Here is a 2771-nt window from a genome sequence, read left to right on the forward strand (position 1 = left end):
GGTGAGGGTGGTCGGTTCCGGGGGCGGCTCGGTGGCCGCTTCGGAGGGCGACTCGGACGCGGTGCTGGACGCGGTGCTGGACGCGGTGCTGGACGCGGTGCCGGAACCGCCCGCCGTCCTCGCCTCCTCCGGTCGCACCAGCCGCATGAAGGCGCCCTCCACGCTCGCGCAGCCCGTGTGCGCCAGCAGCTCCGACCGCTCGCAGGAAGCCAGCAGCCGGCCGTCGCGCATGAGCAGCAGCCGGTCGCAGCGGTCGGCCTCGTCCATGACGTGACTGGAGACGAGCAGGGTGGTCCCCTCGTCGGCCAGCCGCCGGAAGACGGCCCACAGTTCCTGCCGGATGAGCGGATCGAGACCCACCGTCGGCTCGTCCATGACCAGCAGCTCCGGTGAGCCGAGCAGCGCGACGGCCAGCGAGACGCGCGAGTACTGGCCGCCCGACAGCCGGCCGACCGGCTGGTCGGCCCAGTCCGCCAGGTCGACCTCCTTCACCACCCGCACCACGGCGTTCTCCCGGCGCCAGCCCCGCAGCCCCAACGCGGCCGAGAAGTACCGCAGGTTCTCGAGAACCGTCAGGTCGGTGTACACGGACGGCGCCTGCGTGACATACCCGACGCGGGTCTCCAGGGCCGCGGCACCGGCCGGATGACCGAGTACCTGGACATGTCCCGCCGCACAGGTCTGAATTCCGACGACGGACCGCAGCAGCGTGGTTTTTCCGCAACCGCTGGGGCCGAGCAGGCCGACGATCGCACCGCGGGGCGCGGCGAAACTGATGTCGTCGATCAGGGTCCGTTCCCCGCGCGCGACCCGGAGGCCGTACACACTGATCGCCGGAGGCCCGTCGGCCGACGCTTTTTTCGCGTGAAGGGTGTGCTGTCTCTGTTCCAAAAATCCGCCGCCCCCGGCTGGGTCCCGCGATATCCGCCAAGAAAGCGCAATGGCTACTGGAAGAAACGGCTGCGGGCCTTAATGGGTTACGTCCCCGACCGTATCGATCGCGCACGTCACCGAATTGCGGTTACCCGGCCGACCGTGAGTTACTCGGCCGACCGTGAGTTACTCGGGTCGTCAATGGTCCCGCCGCGTCACCAACAGCGCGAGATCGTGCAACTGCCGGTACACCGACGGGACGGGCTCCGCGCGGGCCAGTGCCCGCATCGCGGCGCCCACCTGCCGCCTGGCCTCCACGGCGGTCGCCTCGCGCCCGCCGGCCTCTTCGATCAGCTCGCCGGCCGTCACGATGTCCGCGGCCGACAGCGGCTCCGTACGGTCGTACAGCTCCGCCAGCCGCCGGCCGGCGGGCCCCGTGTCGGCGAGCGCCACGACCACCGGCAGTGACTTCTTCCGGGCCGCGACGTCCGCGCCCACCGGCTTTCCGCTGCGCAGCGTGGTGCCCCAGATGCCCAGCAGGTCGTCCACGCACTGGAAGGCGATGCCCAGGTGCCGGCCGAAGTCCCGCAGCCCGGAGGTGCGCGCCTCGGACGCGCCGGCCAGCAATGCCCCCAACGCACACGCGCAGCCCATCAGCGCGCCCGTCTTCCCCGCCGCCATTTCGAGGTACTCCTCGGCGCCTACCCTGGGCGTGCTTTCGAAGGCCACGTCCTGGCTCTGGCCGCGCAGCAAGTCGTCCAGCGCGCACGACAGTTCCTTGGTGGCGGCCGCGGCGTGCGGGGTGGAGTCGGCGGCCAGTACGGCCAGTGCGCTGATGAGCAGGGCATCACCGGTCAGCACCGCGGCCGGCGTACCGTACTGCCGCCACACAGCGGGCCGGTGGCGACGCAGGGGATCCGCGTCGATGACGTCGTCGTGCAGCAGCGAGAAGTCGTGTACGAGTTCGACCGCGACGGCCCCCGGCACGACGCTGTCGGCGGGCGCCCCGACCGCCAGCGCGGACAGGAAGACCAGGGCCGGACGTACGGCTTTCCCGCCGCGCTCCGTGACCGGCTCGGCGGCCGCACTCCCATCGGCCCCGTGCCAGCCGCGGTGGTACCCGGCGACCTCCCGCTGCGGCGCGGGCAGCTCCTCGACGACCCGGCGCAGCGCGGGAGTGACGAGCTCCCTCGCCCACCCGAACAGGGCCGCGTCAGCGGCGGACGCGCTCCGGGGCGCGGCGGCGGCCACACTGCTCAGCGCGGACACGTACGCCCCCCGTCCATGGTCGTCGTACACGGTCCGTCGAACGAGCGCTGGCGCGTGAAAAGTTCGTATGGCACGCATCCCAGCTAATCGCGCCCGCCCACGCGAGTCCTCCCACGCCCCGCCCCGCCGCTCCAAGATCACTGGAGCGGCGTAAGAACTCCCGTGCCATCGCGCTCATCACACAGTCCCCGAACAGCAACTTCACGAGGGCACAAGCAACTTGATAAAACGTTCCGCCAACTGCGGCCGCCATCACCGCGGGTGACCAACATATCGATGGCGGTGATGGGGTCAGATGCCGCGCCAGACATTGTCAAAGGCGGCGTCCTCAATGGCACGCCGCTGCCGCACGGCCTCCAGTTCCCTCAACGCGTCATCGACAACGGCCAGCACGGTCTCCACCGCGACATCGCCCACACCCGTCGACTCCTCGCTCTTACCCTCGCGAATTCCGACGGCCGAGGCGAGGGCGGTGAGGACGGGCTCACCCGACGCCCACCGCTCCGCCGCCCGGCGGCGCTCGGGCGAATCGACCGGCGCCACCCGACCGGCCCGGCCGAGCATCCACCGGCCTCGCTGCCGAGCGACCTGCCCTTCCCCCTCAAGCGCAACCGAATACGCCGAGTACA

2 protein-coding genes and 1 pseudogene are annotated in these 2771 nt (G+C 71.2%); all 3 read right to left on the reverse strand.

The window, feature by feature from the left end; genetic code table 11:
* A partial coding sequence (locus CCS38_RS30580; protein WP_223736583.1) for an ABC transporter ATP-binding protein occupies positions 1-891 on the reverse strand: 891 nt, incomplete at its 3' end.
* Positions 892-1071: 180 nt separating this feature from the next.
* The gene (locus CCS38_RS30585; protein ID WP_223736584.1) at positions 1072-2142 is read right to left on the reverse strand and encodes a polyprenyl synthetase family protein; all 1071 of its coding nucleotides are present in this window, start codon (positions 2140-2142) and stop codon (positions 1072-1074) included.
* 291 nt (positions 2143-2433) lie between these two features.
* Positions 2434-2771 (reverse strand): annotated as a pseudogene (locus CCS38_RS30590) (GPP34 family phosphoprotein); the annotation flags it as partial.

The sequence above is a fragment of the Streptomyces purpurogeneiscleroticus genome, assembly GCF_020024005.1.
In the GTDB taxonomy this organism is placed as follows: Bacteria; Actinomycetota; Actinomycetes; order Streptomycetales; family Streptomycetaceae; genus Streptomyces; species Streptomyces purpurogeneiscleroticus.